Origin of the sequence: Paracoccus sp. (in: a-proteobacteria), from assembly GCF_030538655.1 — a bacterium.
In the GTDB taxonomy this organism is placed as follows: domain Bacteria; phylum Pseudomonadota; class Alphaproteobacteria; order Rhodobacterales; family Rhodobacteraceae; genus Paracoccus.
In genome coordinates, this window is record NZ_JAUNTO010000014.1 from 48,895 (window position 1) to 67,095 (window position 18,201).

Consider the following 18,201-nt stretch of genomic DNA (forward strand, 5'->3'; position numbering starts at 1 on the left):
GGTATCTGCCGCTGATCCTGTGGCGATGCACGCCTCAAGATGCCTCGGGCCGGGGTGTTGGGGCAAACAAAAAGCCGTGTCAGCGGCATTCGGCGCGCTGAATCCAGCCCTTGTCATCAACGAACACCACCAGACGACCCGACCGATAATCGGCGGGCGGGGTTATACCCGGCGGGACGATGACCATGCGCTGGCCGGTGCCCGCAAAGACCTCGCCCACGTTCATGCCGGTAATGGCCGGGGGCGCGCCGGTGTCGCAGGTGTTGGCTGACAAGGTGATGCGCGGCGGCCCCGACGACGGGGCGGCGCAGGCACCAGCGATCATGACAAGGGGGAGGGCGCGCAACAGCGGGGGCATTCGGGCTCCTTTGTTTTGGGATCAGGGCGGGCGATTGCTGCCCGCCCCGCTTTTGTGGTTATCAGCCGCATTTCACAACGGTCAGGACGCCGCGGCGATCATATTCAAAATTCAGCCGCGTGGGAACGTGATCCATCGTCACCGGATCACCGCTGCGATAGTGGCGGAACTCGGTCCCGGCGGGCAGGCTGATTTCGGGCGAGCGTTGGCCCACGAAGGCCTGATAGGCGGCGGCATTGCAGGTATCGCCCGCAGGCACGACCGGGACAGGAACCGGCACGGTTTCGACCGGCTGGACCACGGTGCAGGCGGCCAGCAGGGCCGGGGCGGCGATGAGGGACAGCAGTTTGGTGGATTTCATGTTTTCCTCCCGTGACAAGATGTCTGGTGGCGGGTTAACGCGCCAGCAGCGATAGAGTTCAATTTTGCGCGGGCGCGAAAACGCCGCAGCCGATCCGGTCGCCAGCATTGCCGGTGGGCTGGCCTGTGTAGTCATCGGCCTGTGCGTGGATGACAAAGGCGGCCCCGTCGGCATCGGTCAGCATGTCAGTGGTCAGGCCGGGTGCGAACAGTTCCAGCCGCACTTCGCCGCTGTCGGGGACGTGGATATTGGGCAGGTCGCCCGGATGCGGGCCACCATCGGCCATGACGCCATGATCGTGACCATTGGCCAGATGCCCCCCGGCCGAGGTGAAATCAGGCCCTTCGCAGGCGCCGGTTTCGTGGATGTGGATGGCGCGGATGCCCGGTTCCAGCCCTTTCAGAAAGATGGTCAGCAGCAAGGTGCCCGATGGCGTGGGCGCGGCGGCGACGCTGCCCATATCGGCGCCATCTGGCCCGGCGATCTGCGCGACCAGTCCTTGCGGTTCTGACTGGGCAAGGGCAGGGGTGGCCAGCATCAGGGCGGTGGGGATGGCGAAAAGTATGCGTTTCATGTTGTCCTCGGGGTTCGGCTGTGTGTTGTGGTCGGGTTGTGACAGGGCAACGGCTGGCGCGGCAAATCGTTCCGGGGGCTTGATCCGCGCGCCCGCTTTGGCGATAAATTACGCGTCCGCCAGTCAAGGGAATATCGCCATGCGCGTTCGCATCTATCAGCCCGCCCGCAATGCCATGCAATCGGGCACTGCCCGCACCAAAGGGTGGGTGCTGGAATTTCCCCATGCCGATGCGCGCGACATCGACCCGCTGATGGGCTGGACCAGCAGCGACGATACCCAAAGCCAGGTGCGGCTGACATTCGAAACCCGCAAGCAGGCCGAAGATTACGCCCGCGAACACGGGCTGGAGTATGTGCTGCGCGATCCGCATCCGCGGGCGGCCAACATCCGTCCGCGCGGCTATGGCGAAAACTTCGCCACCGACCGGCGTGCACCGTGGACGCACTGACGATCTCACGGGAAAGCCCGCTGGCGGATGATCTGGCGATCCTGTTCGCGCGGCATCATCACCACTGCCACGTCGATACGCCGCCTGAATCAATTCACATGATGGATCGCGGCGATCTGGACGCGCCGGGCATTGCCTTTTTCGTGCTGCGCGATGGCGGGTCGCCGGTCGCAATGGGGGCGGTGAAAGAAATCGCCCCCGCGCAAGGCGAGATCAAATCCATGCATGTTCTGGCCGAGGCGCGCGGACGCGGGCTGTCGCGCCGCCTGCTGGATCATCTGATCGCCGAGGCGCGGGCCGCCGGGCTGTCGCGCCTGTCACTGGAAACCGGGTCGCAGCCCAGCTTTGACGCGGCGCGGGCCTTGTATGCGCGGGCCGGATTTCAGGAATGTGATCCGTTCGGCGATTACCGGGCCGATCCGAACAGCGTATTCATGGCGCGGGCGCTGTGATTGTCATTGCCGTCCAATCAAAGGGTTTCATCATGACTGCACGATTTTCTCTACTCGCTGCTCTGCTGGCGGCCTCGCCCGCGCTGGCGCTGGCGCAGGAGCAGACCAACCGCCCCGAGGACGGGGCTTTCATCTCGCAGGTGGTGTTCACCTGTGAACGCGGGACGCAGGTGCCGGTGGCCTATGTCCTTATTCCCACGGGCGAATCCTTTGCTGTTGCCCATATAGATGGACAGCAGATCGCCATGATTCAGGTGGTGTCTGGCTCGGGCGTCCGCTATCGCTCGGTCGATGAGGCACACCCGTATGAGCTGCACGCCAAAGGCGATGACGGGATGTTCTTTTATGGGCCTGATGGCGATGCCGCCGATCTGCTGACGGAATGCAGGGTATCGGAGACTTGATCCTGCCGCCTGCTTGGCGCACAAGCGGCGCAGCGGTCCCGTAGCTCAACTGGATAGAGCAGCCGACTTCTAATCGGCAGGTTGAGGGTTCGATTCCTTCCGGGATCGCCATATTCCATTATTAATCAAAGGCTTGCCGGGGCGCTTGCAGCCTGCATTAACCAACGAAAAAGGCCGGGCATGTGGCCCGGCCTTTTGGTCTGTATGGGGCGGCGATTATTCGCGGTTGCCCATGAATTGCAGCAGGAACATGAACAGGTTCAGGAAATCCAGATACAGTTTCAGCGCACCCATGATCGCGGTCTTGCCTACGAATTCATCGCCGCTGTCGCGCATTTGCAGATAGGTGTTTTTGATGTTCTGGGTGTCATAGGCGGTCAGACCGGCAAAGATCAGCACGCCCAAAATCGAGATGGCGAACTGCATCCCCGACGATTGCAGGAAGATGTTCACGATCGAGGCGACGATCAGGCCGATCACGCCCATAATCAGGAAGCTGCCCCAGCCCGAAATGTCTTTCTTGGTGGTATAACCCCACAGCGACAGCCCGGCAAAGGCGATGGCCGTCACAAGGAAGGTTTGCACGATGGACGTGCCGGTGAACACCAGAAAGATCGAGCTGATCGAAACGCCCATGATGGCGGCGAAGGCATAGAACAGAACAGTCGCGCCCTGCACCGACAGCCGGTTCAGCGCCGCGCCAAAGGCAAAGACCATAATCAGCGGTGCGAACATCACCAGCCATTTCAGCGGGCTGGTATACAGCGCCACACCCAGCGGCGACAGCGTGCCGTTGGCCGACACCGCAGCCTGCGAAATGCCATAGGCGGCCACTGCGGTCACGCCCATGCCCACCGACATCAGCCCATAGACGCGGTTCATGTAGGAACGCAGACCCTCGTCGATTGCGGCCTGCTGTGCCACACCGCCCTGGGCCGTGCGGAAGGTGTTGTATTCTGCCATCTGACTCTCCCGTTAATCCGTATCGGCGTAGGGGGCACGGCCCCCGTTCGTTACACGGCTATATTGTCTGACCGGGCCGTTTTTTCAATGCCGCAAGTGTATAAAATGCCGCATCTCACAGGGTGATGACCACCTTTCCCGTCGAGGCGCGGTCCCGCAGCCGGGCAAAGCCTTCGGCCACGCGGTCAAGCGGCAGGGTTTCCTGCGCCAGCGGTGGCAGGCGTCCGTCGGCGGCCATTGCGAACAGGTCTGTCAGGCTGGTGCGCAGCGCGGCGCCATCCAGCTTGCGATAGCCGCCCCAGTAAAAGCCGTGGATGGCGATGTTCTTGACCAGCGCGTGGTTCAGCGGCAGGGCTGGCGGCTTGCCCCCGGCAAACCCGATGACCAGATGCCGTCCACCCGGTCGCAGCGCGCCAAAGGCCTCCAGCCCCGGCGCATCGCCGACCGGATCATAGACGACATCAACCCCGCCCAGATCGCGCAGTGCCTGCTTCAGATCCCCGGTGGTGGCACTGTCGATAACCTCGTGCGCGCCGGCCTGACGCACGGCCGCTAATCTGTCGTCCCCGCGGGCGATACCGATGACCCGCGCGCCCATGACCGCGCCGATCTGCACCGCCGTCAGGCCCACGCCTCCGGCAGCCCCTAAAACCGCCAGCGTTTCACCCGCACGCAGATCGCCGCGCAAGGTCAGGGCCAGATGGCTGGTGCCATAGGCGATCTGGAACCCTGCGGCCTGTTCGTCACTGATCCCGTCAGGGATTGGCACACAGGCACCCGGCGGCACGACGATCTGCCCCGCCAGCGTGCCGGGATAGTTCACCGCGACCCGCATCCCAGGCGTCAGCCCGCTGTCGTCCGGCGCGCTGATGACCACGCCCGCGCCCTCCAGCCCCGGCGTGAAGGGGAACGGCTCGGCCTCTTGATAGCGGCCCTGCGCCTTGAGAAGATCGGCAAAGTTGAGCGCGGCGGCTTTCATCTGCACCAGAACGTCGCCGGGACCGGGAAGCGGCGCGGCGATCTCAATCAGGCGTGGAGTCTCGCCCTGTGATTCTATCTTGGCTGCTTTCATCATGGTTTATTTCCTGCCTTTGTTTCCAGATGGATAGTAGCTGCCTTCGCGTGCGGCAACAAATTTGCACTATGTGCAGTGCATAACCTGTCTTTTTAGGTAGGATACGGCTTATTAACCATATTGGTGCTCGAAAATTGCAATTTGCTGGGGTAGGCCCATCATAGATTGCATAAGAGGTTGTCATGAAACACGGTGTCGATGTTCATGTTGGTAAGCGTATCCGTCATCGTCGGTGGATGATCGGGATGACACAACAACAGCTGGCCGAAAAGGTTGGCATCAAGTTCCAGCAGATTCAAAAGTATGAAACCGGGATGAACCGCGTTTCTGCCTCGCGTTTGTGGGATATTTCTCGGGCGGTTGACGTGCCGGTCAGCTTTTTCTTCGACGGCCTGAACGAAGGCCAGATCATGGAGCAGATCGAAGGCGACATCATCGCCGACAAAGAGGCGCTGCAACTGGTCCGGGCCTATTACGCCATGCCCGCCGCGCAGCGTCGGCAGATTTTCGAACTGGCGCGGGTGCTGTCTGACGCCGCCTGAGGGGGCGTTAATCAAATACCGCTTTACTCTCCTTAAGCGAGTAAATGCACATAATGCAGAGTGGGCGGCAGATCCACCTGTCAAAAAACACACGGGGAGGAGGGGCGCGGATCGAACCGCGCCCCTTTCCCTTTGTCCATCATGCTGGCACAAGGTTGCCAAACTCACGCGGGCGCCCCGGTGCCCGGCGCAGATACCGGGACACAGCCATGCCACAGCACGATCACCGCGCCATTATCGACACGGCCCACGCGCTGGCCGATCAGGCGGGGCAGGCCATCCTGCCCTTGTTTCGCAGCCCGCTGGCGGCGGAAAACAAGCTGGCCGACGGTTTTGACCCGGTAACAGCGGCGGATCGTGCATCGGAACAGGCGATGCGGGCGATTCTGGTCGAACGCCGCCCTGATGACGCGATTCTGGGCGAAGAATTCGGTGCGCAACCCGGTCAATCGGGGCTGACATGGGTGCTGGACCCCATCGACGGCACCCGTGCCTTTATCTGCGGCGCGCCGACATGGGGCGTGCTGATCGGGGTGCGTGACGACACTGGCCCGATCTATGGGCTGATCGACCAGCCCTATACCGGCGAACGGTTCGAGGGCGGGCTGGGTCTGGCGCGGCTGACGGGGCCGCATGGCGAAACGGCGCTGCGGGTGCGGCAGACCGGCGATCTGACGCAGGCGACGCTGATGACCACCTACCCCGAGGTGGGCAGCCCGGCCGAGGCCGCTGCGTTTCACCGTGTGGCCGGACGGGTGCGGCTGACCCGCTATGGTATGGATTGCTATGCCTATGCGCTGCTGGCGTTGGGGCATGTCGATCTGGTGATCGAGGCCGGTTTGCAGGCTTATGACGTGGTGGCCCCGATTGCCGTGGTGCGCGCGGCGGGGGGGATCGTGACCGACTGGCAGGGCGGCGATCCTTCTGGCGGGGGGCAGATCATCGCTGCGGCGACGCCCGAACTGCATCGCGCGGCTTTGGCGCTGCTGAACCAAACGGCCTGACAGGGGGCGTCTATGACCGACGACAGCCGCAAGCACGACGATGACACCGCCGCGCCGGTCCTGACCGATCCGGCCGCCCCCGCCGAACTGGATGATGACGACGATTTTCTGCCCCGGCGCGAGTTGCTGGCCCAGATCAATCAGGCCATCGTCGATCAGGACGCCGCCCGGCTGGAAGAATTGTTGGAGCCGATGCACGGTGCCGACATTGCCGACATTATCGAGCGCCTGACCCCGGCACAGCGCCGCACCTTTCTGGACCTCTACTCGATTGAGATCGACGGCGAGATTCTGTCCGAAATCGACGAGGCAGTGCGCGATCAGGTGATCGAGGCGCTGCCCCCCGACGTGCTGGCTGAAGCCGTGCGCGAGATGGACAGCGACGACGTTGTTGATCTGGTCGAGGATATGGATGAAGGCGAGCGCGAGGAAATCCTTGCTGCGCTGGACGAATCCGACCGGGCGGCGGTGCAGCAGTCGCTGACCTATCCCGAATATTCTGCGGGCCGCCTGATGCAGTCCGAGGTCGTGACCGGACCCGAGCACTGGACGGCGGGCGAGGCCATCGACTATTTGCGCCGGCACGAAGATGACCTGCCCGAACAGTTCTATCACATCATTCTGGTGGACCCGCGGCACCGTCCTGTCGGCTATGTGACGTTGGGCCGGTTGCTGAGCGCGCCGCGCGCCATACCGATGCGCGATCTGACCGAGGACAGTTTCCGCACCATCAGCGCCACCGCCGATGAAAGCGACGTGGCCTATGTATTCAACCAGTATCACCTGATTTCCGCCCCTGTGGTGGATGATGCCGACCGGCTGGTGGGCGTCATCACCATCGACGATGCCATGTCGGTTCTGGACGAAGAGCACGAGGAGGATATTCTGCGTCTTGCGGGTGTTGGCGACGAAAGCTCGATTTCGGATACGGTGCTGGAAACCGTGCGCCAGCGGGTGCCGTGGCTGGGGGCGAATATCTTTACCGCATTGCTGGCTGCCGCCGTGATCGCCTTGTTCGAGGATTCGATCGCCCGCATCGTCGCGCTGGCCGTGCTGATGCCGATCGTCACCTCGATCGGCGGGAACGCGGGCACGCAGACGCTGACGGTCGTGGTGCGCGGCCTTGCCACCAAAAGCCTGACGGCTGCCAATATGTGGCGTATCGTCATGCGTGAGGCGGCGGTAGGGCTGGTTAACGGCGCGACCTTTGGTGCCATCATCGCGGCGGTGGCGTGGATCTGGTTCCGCGACCCCGCGCTGGCCGGGGTGATCGGCGCGGCAATGATTATCAACCTGACAGTGGCGGCGGTGGGCGGCATTCTGGTGCCGCTGGCGCTGGACAAGCTGGGGGCCGACCCGGCACTGGCCTCGCCCACCTTTGTCACCACGCTGACCGATGTGATCGGCTTTTTTGCATTTCTGGGGCTGGCGACGGTGGTTCTGTTGTGACCGGCAAGGCCGCATTACGGGCGGCAGCGCTGGCCGCGCGGACCGAACAGGGCGGCGATGCCGGGGCAGTGGTTGCGCGGTTACGCGCGACGCTGTTGCCCTTTGCCGGGCAGGTGTTGGCCGGATACTGGCCCATGCGCGGCGAAGCCGACCCGTTGCCTGCCATGGCCACCCATGACGGGCCATTGTGTCTGCCGGTGGTGCCGGGGCGCGACGTGCCGCTGATCTTTCGCGCATGGTTGCCCGGTGCCGCGCTGGAGGGCGGGCCGTTCGGCACCCACCACCCGCCCGAATCAGCGCCAGTGGTTGTGCCGCAGGTGCTGATCGTGCCTCTGGCCGCCTTTGACCGTGCGGGGCAGCGGATCGGTTATGGCGGCGGGTATTATGACCGGACTCTGGCGCAGCTGCGCGCCGCCGGGCCGGTGACGGCCATCGGTTTGGCCTTTGCCTGTCAGGAAGTGCCGGCGGTGCCGGCTGGTCCGTTCGATCAGCCGCTGAACCTGATCGTGACCGACCGCGACACCATTCGCCTCTGAGGCGGGGCGGCGTCATTTTTTTCGGTGCAGACGTGGCGTTCCGAACACGCGGTCAAGGTGCCGGATTCTGCGGGTAAATCAGGGGAAAACCCGGTGGAAAACTGGTGAATCCCGGCCCGGAACCCTGCCGGATCATTCGGGAAATCCCGTTCGTTGACGATTTATTAACGAATTGACTCGCTGCACTGCGGCACAAGGGGGCGGCAAATCGGGGCCGTTCTGTCAACGTAAAAAGAGGTTACCAAACTGTAAAAATTTGGTTGAAAGCTGTGACGGATCACGGCAGGTAGTGGGGCACGGTCCCGGCGACACAATATCTGGTGGCAGGCTAACGGCCACCGACCTCGCGGCAGGATCAGATTTTGGGCTAGGCAGGACTGGTGGTTTCGACCTTCGCCGCGCACGATCCGTTGCGCGGTCCATGTCCCGACTCGCCCGCTTGAAACCCCCCGCAGCGGGGACAGGGACATGAGGGCAGGCATGAAGATCGAACGTCGTTTCACCACCGAAGCCGCTGGCGCCTACGGCGGCATCGAATTCACCACCACCACCAGTGAAATCCGCAACCCGGATGGCAAGGTCGTGTTTCATAACGATCAGGTCGAGGTGCCCAAGGGCTGGTCGCAGGTCGCCAGCGACGTGATCGCGCAGAAATATTTCCGCAAGGCGGGCATCCCGGCTGTGCTGAAGCGGGTGCGGGAAAAGGACGTGCCGGAATTCCTGTGGCGCTCGGTTCCCGATGAGGCCGCGCTGGCCAAGCTGCCCGAGGGGGACCGCTTTGGCGGCGAAACCAGCGCCCGGCAGGTGTTCGACCGTCTGGCCGGCGCTTGGGCCTATTGGGGCTGGAAGGGCGGCTATTTCACCGCTGAATCCGACGCCCGCGCCTATTACGACGAGATGCGCTTTATGCTGGCCCGGCAGATGGCCGCGCCGAACAGCCCGCAATGGTTCAACACCGGCCTGCATTGGGCCTACGGCATCGACGGTCCGTCGCAGGGTCATTTCTATGTCGATTACAAGACCGGCAAGCTGGTCAAATCCGACAGCGCCTATGAACACCCGCAGCCGCACGCCTGCTTTATCCAGTCGGTCAGCGATGATCTGGTGAACGAGGGCGGGATCATGGATCTGTGGGTCCGCGAGGCGCGTCTGTTCAAATACGGCAGCGGCACCGGCACCAACTTTTCATCCTTGCGCGGCGAGGGGGAAAAGCTGTCGGGCGGTGGCAAATCCTCGGGGCTGATGGGGTTCCTCAAGATCGGCGACCGGGCAGCGGGCGCGATTAAATCGGGCGGCACCACCCGCCGCGCGGCCAAGATGGTGATCTGCGACATGGATCACCCCGACATCGAAGCCTTCATCAACTGGAAGGTGATCGAGGAACAAAAGGTTGCCTCGCTGGTCGCCGGGTCCAAGGCGCATGAGGCGCGGCTGAACGAGATCTTCGCCGCAATCCGCGAATGGGATGGCGCGATTGATGCCGCGACCGACCCCGCACAGAACGCGGCGCTGAAAGCCGCGATCCGCGCCGCGAAAAAGGCGATGATCCCGGAAACCTATATCAACCGAGTTCTGCAATATGCGCGGCAGGGCTTTGATTCGATTGAATTTCCGACCTATGATACCGATTGGGACTCGGAAGCCTATATCAGCGTGTCGGGGCAGAACTCGAACAACTCGGTCCGGGTGACGGACAGCTTTTTGCAAGCCGTGCGTGAGGATCAGCCGTGGGAATTGCTGCGCCGCACCGATGGCGGCGTGGCGAAAACCGTCAGCGCGCGCGAGCTGTGGGACCAGATCGGCCATGCCGCATGGGCCTGCGCCGATCCGGGCATCCAGTTCCACGATACGGTCAACGCCTGGCACACCTGCCCCGAGGATGGGGCGATCCGCGGCTCGAACCCGTGCAGCGAATATATGTTCCTTGACGATACGGCCTGTAATCTGGCCTCGATGAACCTGCTGACCTTCTGGGCGGATGGGCAATTCGACGCCGACGCCTATATCCACGCCACGCGCCTGTGGACGCTGACGCTGGAAATCAGCGTGCTGATGGCGCAATTCCCGTCCAAGGAGATCGCGCAGCGGTCCTATGAATTCCGCACGCTTGGCCTTGGCTATGCCAATATCGGCGGCCTCTTGATGAACATGGGGCTGGGTTATGACAGCGATCAGGGCCGGGCGCTGTGCGGTGCGCTGACCGCGCTGATGACCGGCGTTTCCTATGCGACCAGTGCCGAAATTGCGGGCGAATTGGGTGCTTTCCCCGGCTATGCCAAGAACGCCGACCACATGCTGCGGGTGATCCGCAACCACCGCGCGGCGGCCTATAACGGCAGCTATGAGGGCGTGAACGTCAACCCGGTCGCGCTGGATGCAGCGAACTGCCCCGATGCGCGGCTGGTCGATCTGGCCCGCAGCGCATGGGACGTCGCGCTGCGTCTTGGCGAGGCGCATGGCTATCGCAACGCGCAGGCCACGGTGATCGCGCCGACCGGCACCATCGGCTTGGTGATGGATTGCGACACCACCGGGATTGAACCCGATTTTGCTCTGGTCAAGTTCAAGAAACTGGCGGGTGGCGGCTATTTCAAGATCATCAACCAGTCGGTGCCTGCGGCGCTGACCGCGCTTGGCTATGGCTCGGCCCAGATCGAGGAAATCATCGCCTATGCCGTCGGCCACGCCAGCCTTGGCAACTGCCCCGGCATTAACCACACCGCGCTGACCGGCCACGGTTTTGGCCCGCGCGAGCTGGAAAAAGTCGATGCCGCGCTGGCCAGTGCTTTTGACATCCGCTTTGTGTTCAACCAATGGACCCTGGGCGAAGCTTTTTGCCGCGAAACCCTTGGCATTCCTGCGGAAAAGCTGGCCGATCCGGGCTTTGACCTGCTGCGCCACCTCGGCTTTACCAAGGCGCAGATCGACGCCGCCAACGACCATGTGTGCGGCACCATGACGCTGGAAGGCGCGCCCTTCCTGAAACCCGAACATTACGCGGTGTTCGATTGCGCCAACCAATGCGGCAAGCGCGGCACTCGTTACTTGTCGGTGGACAGCCATATCCGCATGATGGCGGCGGCGCAGAGCTTTATCTCGGGCGCGATTTCCAAGACGATCAACATGCCCAATGACGCGACCATCACCGACGCGCTGGCCGCCTATGAACTGTCGTGGAGCCTGGGGATCAAGGCGAATGCGCTGTATCGCGACGGGTCCAAACTGTCGCAGCCGCTGGCCTCTGCGCTGGTCGAGGATGACGATGAAGCCGCCGAAATTCTGGAAACCGGCAGCCCGCAGGAAAAGGCGGCGGTGATCGCGGAAAAGGTGGTCGAAAAGATCATCATCAAGGAAATGGTCCGCAGCCACCGGGAAAAACTGCCCGGCCGCCGCAAGGGCTATACGCAAAAGGCGGTGGTCGGCGGGCACAAGGTCTATCTGCGCACCGGCGAATATGACGACGGCAAGCTGGGCGAGATCTTCATTGACATGCACAAGGAAGGTGCTGGCTTCCGGGCGATGATGAACAACTTTGCCATCGCCGTGTCGGTCGGCCTGCAATACGGCGTCCCGCTGGAGGAGTTCGTCGATGCCTTCACCTTCACCCGGTTCGAACCGGCGGGCATGGTGCAGGGCAATGACAGCATCAAGAACGCTACGTCCATTCTGGATTATGTGTTCCGCGAACTGGCCGTCAGCTATCTGGACCGCACCGATCTGGCGCATGTGAAACCGGCGGGGGCCAGTTTTGATGAACTGGGCGGCGGTGAAAAGGAAGGGCAGACCAATGTTGCCCCGGTCAGCGAAAATGCCGAGCTTAAGTCGCTGACAATGCTGAAACAAATCAGTTCGGCGGGCTATCTGCGCAAGCGTCTGCCGCAGGAACTGATGGTGCTGCAAGGCGGGGCCTCGCAGGTGGCTATGGCCGTCGGGATGGCCGAGGATGCGGCGGTGTTTCAGGCCGCAAGTGTGACAGCGACCACAACCAGCATGGATGCCCGCACCAAGGCCCGGATGCAGGGATACGAAGGCGATCCCTGTGGCGAATGCGGCAATTACACGCTGGTCCGCAACGGCACCTGTATGAAGTGTAACACCTGCGGCGGCACCTCTGGGTGCAGCTAAGAATAGCGGGGCTGGCTTTGGCCGGCCCCATTCGTTTGTCAGGCTGGCTGCGCGGTCCCCATGTTCCGGCCGCGCCCTATCCGAGCAGCAGCCAGCGCCCCGGCAGAAGGCGCGCCTGACATCAGCCCCCCGTGTGTGGCAGCGCACGGGGGGCACTTTTTTGTGCGATGCGTAGGCGAGTGGTCAGCCGCGCCATGCAACGGCAGCGTGCGGTGCTGTGCAACGATCTGGGCGGATCAGGGTGAAAAACCCAGTAATTGCTGGGTTCAGCGCCGCACAGAACGTGCACAGCCTGTGCACAAGCTGTACACAGGCTGTGCACAGACAAATGCGCGAAAGGCTGTCAGACGGGATGGCTGTGACCTTGCTCTGGTCGGGCTGGGGCTGATCTGTTGAGCGGATGGAAGCTTGCTGCGGTAATGCCCCCTGACGCGCCGGCAAACGGTCAGGGGATCTGTTCCCGAACTGCCTCGTCTCTCTTACAGAGGAATTTCAAACCGAACCGACGGGGTTAACCCTTTCGAAAGACCAGGCTGCTATACAGGCTGCACGGAACAGGCGGGGACGCCGATGGCCGTAACGAGAGACGCCGCACCTCGCGCTGCCTGTGGCAGTTGCGAGGTGCGTGCCTGATCAGCCTTCTCGCCTCTTTCCCCTTTTGCTCACCCACCGCGTCTTTGTCTTTCGTTTCCAAATATCCCGGGGGAATCTGGTGCTTGCGCCAGATGGGGGCTGGCCCCCCGTCGCTGCGGGATGCAATCTCAGCCTGACCAGCCTTCGTGTCTCTTCCCCCCTTGCTCACCCACCGCGTCTTTGTCTTTCGTTTCCAAATATCCCGGGGGGAATCTGGCGCTTGCGCCAGATGGGGGGCTGGCCCCCCATTGTCGCAGGACGCAATTTCAGCCGTTGTCGCGCAGCACGCGTCCGGCCAGATACAGCGATCCGCAGATCAGGATGCGGGCCTGCGGGGCGATGGCGGTAATGTCGCGGATCGCCTGTTCCACTGTATCTGCTGTGCGGGCGTCGATTCCGGCGCTTTGGGCGGCGGCGGCGGTATCTGCTGCGGGCAGCGTGTTTGGTTCGCCGGGGATGGGAACGGCGGTCAGGGTTGTGACTTGGGTGGCCAGCGGCTGCATATAGCCGGTGACGTCCTTGGTGTTCAGCATGCCGCAGATCAGATGCGTGGGGCGGTGGGGCAGGGCGGCCAGCGTCCTGGCGACAGCGGCGCCACCGGCGGGGTTATGGCCACCGTCCAGCCACAGTTCAACATTCGGCCCGGCCGCGTCAATCAGAGGGCCACGGCGCAGGCGCTGCATCCGGGCGGGCCAATCGGCGCGGGTGACGGCGGCGCGGGCCATATCTTCATCGGCACCCAGTTCGCGCAGGGCGGCAAGGGCGGTTCCGGCGTTGTCGATCTGATGCGGGCCGGGCAGATTGGGCAGTGGCAGGTCCAAAAGCCCGCGTTCGTCGCGATAGATCAGCGCATCCCCTTCACGCGCCGCCGTCCAGTGCTGGCCTGACGCGATCAATGGGGCGAACAGGCGTTCCGCCCGCGCCTCGATCACGGTTTGAGCGTCGTCTTGCTGAGGGCCAACCACACAGGGCACACGGTGCTTGATGATTCCGGCTTTTTCGCTCGCGATCTCGGGCAGGGTTTCACCCAGATATTGCGTGTGGTCGATGCTGACCGGGGTGATGATGGTCAGGCGCGGGGTGTCGATCACGTTGGTGGCATCCAGCCGCCCGCCCAGCCCGACTTCGAGCAATGTGTAATCCGCCGGGGTGCGGGCAAAGGCCAGAAAGGCTGCTGCCGTGGTGATTTCAAAGAAAGTGATCGGCGCGCCTGCATTGGCCGCCTCGCATTCCTCGAGCGTTGCGGAGAGGGTGTCTTCGGCGATCAGCGTCCCCGCCAGCCGGATGCGTTCGTGGAACCGCGCCAGATGCGGCGAGGTATAGGCGTGGACCCGCTTGCCCCCGGCTTCCAGCCCGGCGCGGATCATTGCTTGCGTGCTGCCTTTGCCGTTGGTTCCGGCGATATGGATCACCGGCGGGATGTGGCGTTCGGGATTGCCGAGCGCGGCCAGCAGGCGGTGCATCCGGTCCAGCGACAGGTCGATGATTTTGGGGTGCAGCCCCATCAGCCGGTCAAGGATGGCATCGCTGTTTTGCATCGGCACACACCGGGGGCGCTTCGCCCCCCGGACCCCCAGAGGATATTTAAGGACAGAAGATGCTCAGACCGTTTCTGCTGGCGGTTCTGCCGGGGCCGGTGCGGGCAGGTCGCCGGCCACGGGGGCGGGCAGATGTGTCATCATGCGGATGATCGAGATCAGTTCGTCGCGCAGGTTTTTGCGGTGGGTCACGCGGTCCAGCATTCCGTGTTCCAGCAGGTATTCGGCACGCTGGAACCCTTCGGGCAGTTTTTCGCGGATGGTCTGTTCGATTACGCGCGGCCCGGCAAAGCAGATCAGCGCGCCCGGTTCGGCGATCTGGACATCGCCCAGCATGGCATAGCTGGCGGTGACGCCGCCGGTGGTGGGGTGGGTCAGCACGACGATATAGGGCAGCCCGGCCTCGCGCAGCATTTCGACGGCGACGGTGGTGCGCGGCATTTGCATCAGCGACAGGATGCCTTCTTGCATCCGCGCGCCGCCTGCGGCCGAGAACAGCACCAGCGGGCGTTTTAGTTTCACGGCGCGTTCGGCGGCGGCGATGATGGCGTTGCCGACATACATGCCCATCGACCCGCCCATAAAGCTGAAGTCCTGCGCGGCGGCGATGATGGGGGTGCGGCCCATCTCGCCCTCGGCCACCAGCATTGCTTCTTTTTCGCCGGTGCTGGCGCGGGCGGCTTTCATCCGGTCGGGGTATTTCTTTTGATCGCGGAAGCCCAGCGGGTCGGCCACGGGGTCGGGCACCTTGACCTCGACAAAGGCGCCGCCGTCGAACAGGTTGCGGAACCTTTCGCGGGGGGTGATCGCCAGGTGGTGGTCGCAATTGGTGCAGACCTGAAGGTTATCGTCCAGTTCGCGGTGAAACAGCATGGTTCCGCACTGGGGGCATTTGGTCCACAGGTTTTCCGGCACTTCGCGCCGCGAAAACAGCGAGTTGATGCGCGGGCGCACATAGTTGGTGATCCAGTTCATCGCCGGTTCCCTGCGGTTAATCCGGTTCCGAAATAGGCCGCACGGCGCGGAATTGCAATTGCGGGTGGCGGTTAAAGCGCGTTTGATGGCCGTATGTGGACCACTGTTCTTGTCTTTGCGCATTATACCATTGCCACGCTGATCGTGATCCGGGTGCTGCTGCGGCCGGGATTGGAGCCTCCGGCGCGTCTGGCCTGGGTTTTGATGGTCGAGGTGCTGCCGGTTGTGGGAATTGGCGCCTATCTCCTGTTCGGCGAGGTGCGGATGCGCCGGGCCGAGGTGCAGCGTATGGCCGATGTCCGCGACAGTCTGACCGGACGCTGGCAGGTCAGCCCGCAAAAGGTCGATGACGCGCCCGCCCTTGAAAGTGCGGTTATCGAGACGAACCGTGCCGTTGGCGGCATGTATGCGGTGCGCGGTAATGCCCTGCGGTTGCTGGCCGAGGATGACAGCGCCATTCTGGATCTGGTCGCGGCGATTGATGCGGCGCGCGATCATGTGCATCTGCTGTTCTATATCTGGTTGCCTGATGACAGTGGCACCAGGGTTGCCGATGCGGTGGTGCGGGCGGTGGGTCGCGGGGTGGTTGTGCGGGTGATCGTTGATGCGCTGGGGTCGCGCTTGCTGGTGCGCTCGCCGCTGTGGGCGCGGATGCAGGCCGCCGGGGCGCATTGCGTCAGGGCGTTTCCCGTGGGGATGCCGCTGGTTTCCATGATGTTTCAGCGGCTGGATGTGCGCAATCACCGCAAGATCGTGGTGATCGACAATGCCGTGGCCTTTACCGGCAGCCGCAACTGCGCCGACAAGGCTTTTGCGATCAAGCGCCGCTTTGCGCCCTGGATCGACATTCTGGTCGAGCTGCGCGGCCCGGCCGTGCGGCAGATGCAGGCGACGTTTCTGGGCGACTGGATGAGCTATACCGGGCGCGATCTGGGCGACATGCTGGAAATGGCCGATGCCGCCGCTGATCCGGGGGCGGTGCTTCAGACTGTCGCCACCGGACCCGACCAGCGCGAGGGCAGCATCGGCGATTGTCTGACCACGATGATCTATGCGGCGCGGGAACGGATCGTCATCACCACCCCCTATTATGTGCCCGACGCGGCACTGGATACCGCGATCCGCTCGGCCGCGCGGCGGGGGGTGCAGGTGACGATGATCCTGCCCGAGCGGAATGATTCGCTGGTCGTGGGGGCGACCAGCCAGGTGTTCTATTACGGGCTGATGAGGGCAGGGGTGCGGCTGATGCTGTTTCAGCCCGGCCTGCTGCACGCCAAGATCATGTCGGTGGACGGGCGTATGGCGATGATCGGCAGCGCCAATCTGGACCGCCGCAGCTTTGAACTGAATTACGAGGTGAACATGCTGGTTGTCGATCCGGGCTTTATCGCGGCGCTGGATGAACGGCAGGCCAGCTATCTGGCCCGTGCCCGCGCCGTTACGCTGGACGAGGTGCGTGGCTGGTCGCGTATCCGCCGTATCCGCAACAATCTGCTGGCGCTTGCCTCTCCGTTGTTGTGAAGGAGGACGGGAATGACCGATCTTGCCACCGAAAGCTGCCGTGACGGCGCCCCGGCGTTAGGCGGGGACGAGGCGCAGGCGCTGTTAGCCCGTGTCGAGGGCTGGGCCATGGATGCGGACGGGGCGACGATCCGCCGCCGGTTCGGGTTCAAGGGCTTTGCCCGCGCGGTCGAGATGGCGAATCTGGCGGCGTGGCTGGGCAACAAGCAGAACCATCACCCCGATATCAGCTTTGGCTGGGGTTACTGCGAGGTGGCCTTTACCACCCATGACGCGGGCGGGCTGACGCGCAATGATTTCATCTGCGCCGCCCGGCTGAACGCGTTGGTTGCCTAGACCCGCAGCCGCAGTCGCGCGATCAGCCACAGGATCAGGACGATCAGCAGATAGCCGATCAGCGCCAAAAGCGTCTGCTCATCATCCGGCGGCGGCGCGTGGTAAAGCGCCAATGCGCCAATGCCCGAGGCGGCGGGATCGGTCGATACCAGCAGGACTGCCGCGATATTATTGGCGAAATGCAGCGCCAGTGCCGGGCCAAGATTGCCGACCCGTGCCGTCAGATCGGCCATCACCAGCCCCAAAGCTCCGGTAATCAGGATGACCGGCCACGTAAAGCCGCCCAATTCAGGGTTGAAATGCAGCATTCCGAAAAAGGCCGAGGGGATCAGCATCCAGACCCACGGGCTGCGGAACCGCGCGCCAAGCTGTTGTTGCAGATAGCCGCGAAAGATCAGTTCCTCGGCGCTGATCTGGATCAGAATCGGGATCAGAGCGACAGGCGCCCAGACCAGCCAGAGACCGGGACTCAGCCACGGTTGCAGATCGCTATCGGTCAGGCTGAACAGGCTCAGCACGGCAAGGGCGGTCAGCAGGGGCAGGAAACAGCGGCGGAAATCGCGCCACGCCGCCGCCATGTCAGGGCCGATCAGGCTGGGCAGCCCGCGCCGGTGCAGCAGGCGCAGAACCCCCGCCAGCACGAGGATGCCAAGGCCGAACATGGCCAGCGTCAGGATTTCGGCCAGCGCGCGTTGACTGGCAAAGCCAAGCAAGGAATCCGGTCCCGGCAGGCCGTCAAGATTGGGCCATACCGCCAACAGCGCCATCGCGGCAGCGAACATCAGCAGCAGTGTTCCTGCGGCGATCAGCGCAAAGCCTAATACTGTGCGCCACAATTCGGTGCGCGGCGCGGCAAGGCGGGTAAAGGCGGTGAAACGGCTCATACCGGGCAGCATATCGGGTG

General features: G+C 63.3%; 18 protein-coding genes and 1 tRNA gene. 11 read left to right on the plus strand and 8 right to left on the minus strand.

Annotation, left to right across the window (positions count from 1 at the left end; genetic code table 11):
• Nucleotides 1–79: 79 nt before the first annotated feature.
• The 3 genes from Q4G22_RS10655 to Q4G22_RS10665 form a co-directional block, all read right to left on the minus strand.
• Entirely contained in the window at nucleotides 80–358 is a 279-nt protein-coding gene (locus Q4G22_RS10655; RefSeq protein WP_303385888.1) for a hypothetical protein, read from the minus strand.
• Between the two features lie 61 nt (nucleotides 359–419).
• Complete coding sequence (locus Q4G22_RS10660; protein WP_303385889.1) at nucleotides 420–719, minus strand: I78 family peptidase inhibitor; 300 nt, start codon at nucleotides 717–719, stop codon at nucleotides 420–422.
• A 58-nt stretch (nucleotides 720–777) separates the two neighbouring features.
• Nucleotides 778–1,293 (minus strand): superoxide dismutase family protein, encoded by a 516-nt coding sequence (locus Q4G22_RS10665; protein WP_303385890.1) that lies wholly within the window; start codon nucleotides 1,291–1,293, stop codon nucleotides 778–780.
• 139 nt (nucleotides 1,294–1,432) lie between these two features.
• On the opposite strand from Q4G22_RS10665, the gene Q4G22_RS10670 reads away from it, so the two are divergent.
• From Q4G22_RS10670 to Q4G22_RS10685, 4 genes are all read left to right on the plus strand, one after another.
• Complete coding sequence (locus Q4G22_RS10670) at nucleotides 1,433–1,744, plus strand: ETC complex I subunit (RefSeq protein ID WP_303385891.1); 312 nt, start codon at nucleotides 1,433–1,435, stop codon at nucleotides 1,742–1,744.
• A 20-nt stretch (nucleotides 1,745–1,764) separates the two neighbouring features.
• On the plus strand, nucleotides 1,765–2,196 hold the full coding sequence (locus tag Q4G22_RS10675; RefSeq protein WP_303385919.1) for a GNAT family N-acetyltransferase: 432 nt from the start codon (nucleotides 1,765–1,767) through the stop codon (nucleotides 2,194–2,196).
• 32 nt (nucleotides 2,197–2,228) lie between these two features.
• A complete protein-coding gene (locus Q4G22_RS10680; protein ID WP_303385892.1) occupies nucleotides 2,229–2,600 on the plus strand; it encodes an MliC family protein in 372 nt (123 codons plus the stop codon).
• Nucleotides 2,601–2,634: 34 nt separating this feature from the next.
• Nucleotides 2,635–2,711, plus strand: a tRNA-Arg gene (locus tag Q4G22_RS10685).
• Nucleotides 2,712–2,816: 105 nt separating this feature from the next.
• Here the strand turns inward: Q4G22_RS10685 and Q4G22_RS10690 are convergent.
• Both Q4G22_RS10690 and Q4G22_RS10695 read right to left on the minus strand, forming a co-directional pair.
• Nucleotides 2,817–3,563, minus strand: coding sequence for a Bax inhibitor-1/YccA family protein (locus tag Q4G22_RS10690; RefSeq protein ID WP_303385893.1), 747 nt, complete (start codon nucleotides 3,561–3,563; stop codon nucleotides 2,817–2,819).
• Nucleotides 3,564–3,678: 115 nt separating this feature from the next.
• Nucleotides 3,679–4,638, minus strand: a complete 960-nt coding sequence (locus Q4G22_RS10695) for an NADPH:quinone oxidoreductase family protein (RefSeq protein ID WP_368661473.1) — start codon at nucleotides 4,636–4,638, stop codon at nucleotides 3,679–3,681.
• A 182-nt stretch (nucleotides 4,639–4,820) separates the two neighbouring features.
• On the opposite strand from Q4G22_RS10695, the gene Q4G22_RS10700 reads away from it, so the two are divergent.
• The 5 genes from Q4G22_RS10700 (at nucleotide 4,821) to Q4G22_RS10720 (ending at nucleotide 12,294) form a co-directional block, all read left to right on the plus strand.
• Complete coding sequence (locus tag Q4G22_RS10700; RefSeq protein WP_303361113.1) at nucleotides 4,821–5,180, plus strand: helix-turn-helix domain-containing protein; 360 nt, start codon at nucleotides 4,821–4,823, stop codon at nucleotides 5,178–5,180.
• 209 nt (nucleotides 5,181–5,389) lie between these two features.
• Nucleotides 5,390–6,184: a histidinol-phosphatase gene (gene hisN / locus Q4G22_RS10705; RefSeq protein ID WP_303385894.1), complete on the plus strand. Its 795-nt coding sequence runs from the start codon at nucleotides 5,390–5,392 to the stop codon at nucleotides 6,182–6,184.
• Between the two features lie 12 nt (nucleotides 6,185–6,196).
• Nucleotides 6,197–7,633, plus strand: coding sequence for a magnesium transporter (gene mgtE, locus Q4G22_RS10710; RefSeq protein ID WP_303385895.1), 1,437 nt, complete (start codon nucleotides 6,197–6,199; stop codon nucleotides 7,631–7,633).
• On the plus strand, nucleotides 7,630–8,169 hold the full coding sequence (locus Q4G22_RS10715) for a 5-formyltetrahydrofolate cyclo-ligase (protein WP_303385896.1): 540 nt from the start codon (nucleotides 7,630–7,632) through the stop codon (nucleotides 8,167–8,169). Before mgtE ends, Q4G22_RS10715 begins: the two co-directional genes overlap by 4 nt.
• A 480-nt stretch (nucleotides 8,170–8,649) precedes the next feature.
• Nucleotides 8,650–12,294: a vitamin B12-dependent ribonucleotide reductase gene (locus Q4G22_RS10720; protein ID WP_303385897.1), complete on the plus strand. Its 3,645-nt coding sequence runs from the start codon at nucleotides 8,650–8,652 to the stop codon at nucleotides 12,292–12,294.
• A gap of 899 nt (nucleotides 12,295–13,193) precedes the next feature.
• Here Q4G22_RS10720 and Q4G22_RS10725 read toward each other — a convergent pair.
• Nucleotides 13,194–14,471, minus strand: coding sequence for a folylpolyglutamate synthase/dihydrofolate synthase family protein (locus Q4G22_RS10725; RefSeq protein WP_303385898.1), 1,278 nt, complete (start codon nucleotides 14,469–14,471; stop codon nucleotides 13,194–13,196).
• A 57-nt stretch (nucleotides 14,472–14,528) separates the two neighbouring features.
• Nucleotides 14,529–15,440 (minus strand): acetyl-CoA carboxylase, carboxyltransferase subunit beta, encoded by a 912-nt coding sequence (gene accD / locus Q4G22_RS10730; RefSeq protein WP_303385899.1) that lies wholly within the window; start codon nucleotides 15,438–15,440, stop codon nucleotides 14,529–14,531.
• A gap of 93 nt (nucleotides 15,441–15,533) precedes the next feature.
• On the opposite strand from accD, the gene cls reads away from it, so the two are divergent.
• Both cls and Q4G22_RS10740 read left to right on the plus strand, forming a co-directional pair.
• Nucleotides 15,534–16,961, plus strand: coding sequence for a cardiolipin synthase (cls, locus tag Q4G22_RS10735; RefSeq protein WP_303385900.1), 1,428 nt, complete (start codon nucleotides 15,534–15,536; stop codon nucleotides 16,959–16,961).
• A gap of 12 nt (nucleotides 16,962–16,973) precedes the next feature.
• Nucleotides 16,974–17,297, plus strand: coding sequence for a 4a-hydroxytetrahydrobiopterin dehydratase (locus tag Q4G22_RS10740; protein WP_303385901.1), 324 nt, complete (start codon nucleotides 16,974–16,976; stop codon nucleotides 17,295–17,297).
• Here Q4G22_RS10740 and Q4G22_RS10745 read toward each other — a convergent pair.
• The gene (locus Q4G22_RS10745) at nucleotides 17,294–18,181 is read right to left on the minus strand and encodes a CPBP family intramembrane glutamic endopeptidase (RefSeq protein ID WP_303385902.1); all 888 of its coding nucleotides are present in this window, start codon (nucleotides 18,179–18,181) and stop codon (nucleotides 17,294–17,296) included. The genes Q4G22_RS10740 and Q4G22_RS10745 overlap by 4 nt on opposite strands.
• Nucleotides 18,182–18,201 lie beyond the last annotated feature (20 nt).

Excerpts from the sequence above, each read along its gene's own strand:
- Q4G22_RS10700 (WP_303361113.1), top strand. The coding sequence starts at position 4,821 with ATGAAACACGGTGTCGATGTTCATGTTGGTAAGCGTATCCGTCATCGT.
- Q4G22_RS10655 (WP_303385888.1), bottom strand. The coding sequence starts at position 358 with ATGCCCCCGCTGTTGCGCGCCCTCCCCCTTGTCATGATCGCTGGTGCC.
- Q4G22_RS10695 (WP_368661473.1), bottom strand. The coding sequence starts at position 4,638 with ATGATGAAAGCAGCCAAGATAGAATCACAGGGCGAGACTCCACGCCTG.
- Q4G22_RS10740 (WP_303385901.1), top strand. The coding sequence starts at position 16,974 with ATGACCGATCTTGCCACCGAAAGCTGCCGTGACGGCGCCCCGGCGTTA.
- Q4G22_RS10690 (WP_303385893.1), bottom strand. The coding sequence starts at position 3,563 with ATGGCAGAATACAACACCTTCCGCACGGCCCAGGGCGGTGTGGCACAG.
- Q4G22_RS10665 (WP_303385890.1), bottom strand. The coding sequence starts at position 1,293 with ATGAAACGCATACTTTTCGCCATCCCCACCGCCCTGATGCTGGCCACC.
- accD (WP_303385899.1), bottom strand. The coding sequence starts at position 15,440 with ATGAACTGGATCACCAACTATGTGCGCCCGCGCATCAACTCGCTGTTT.
- Q4G22_RS10660 (WP_303385889.1), bottom strand. The coding sequence starts at position 719 with ATGAAATCCACCAAACTGCTGTCCCTCATCGCCGCCCCGGCCCTGCTG.
- Q4G22_RS10745 (WP_303385902.1), bottom strand. The coding sequence starts at position 18,181 with ATGAGCCGTTTCACCGCCTTTACCCGCCTTGCCGCGCCGCGCACCGAA.
- Q4G22_RS10720 (WP_303385897.1), top strand. The coding sequence starts at position 8,650 with ATGAAGATCGAACGTCGTTTCACCACCGAAGCCGCTGGCGCCTACGGC.
- cls (WP_303385900.1), top strand. The coding sequence starts at position 15,534 with ATGTGGACCACTGTTCTTGTCTTTGCGCATTATACCATTGCCACGCTG.
- mgtE (WP_303385895.1), top strand. The coding sequence starts at position 6,197 with ATGACCGACGACAGCCGCAAGCACGACGATGACACCGCCGCGCCGGTC.
- Q4G22_RS10680 (WP_303385892.1), top strand. The coding sequence starts at position 2,229 with ATGACTGCACGATTTTCTCTACTCGCTGCTCTGCTGGCGGCCTCGCCC.
- hisN (WP_303385894.1), top strand. The coding sequence starts at position 5,390 with ATGCCACAGCACGATCACCGCGCCATTATCGACACGGCCCACGCGCTG.
- Q4G22_RS10670 (WP_303385891.1), top strand. The coding sequence starts at position 1,433 with ATGCGCGTTCGCATCTATCAGCCCGCCCGCAATGCCATGCAATCGGGC.